Source organism: Pseudomonas sp. AC463, assembly GCF_979253585.1.
This window is the reverse complement of the sequence record NZ_CEEDDZ010001089.1, coordinates 1-241: the sequence shown is the minus strand read 5'-3', so window position 1 is coordinate 241 and position 241 is coordinate 1. Positions and strand designations below refer to the sequence as shown.

Below are 241 nucleotides of genomic sequence, written 5' to 3'. Positions count from 1 at the left end.
GTTGCACACCGGCATCGTCGCGCGTCTGTCGCAGAAGGCCGGCCGATGGCCAGGGCGGCGTAGGGCGGCCGGCACGCTGCTGTTTGTCATCCTGTACCTGCTCGTGACCAGCGTGGTGACGCTTCCCTGGTCGATCTACGTCGGCTGGCTGCGCGAGCAGCAATACGGCATGTCCAATCAGACGCTGGCGGGCTGGCTCGGCGAATGGCTTACGGGAACGGCGATCGGCACGATCCTGGGC

Annotated in this window: 1 protein-coding gene; it reads left to right on the top strand. The window is 66.8% G+C overall.

The annotated features are described in order from the left end of the window. On the top strand, window positions 1-241 hold a 241-nt coding region (locus tag AC0IYH_RS33645), incomplete at both ends, for a hypothetical protein (RefSeq protein ID WP_471838787.1).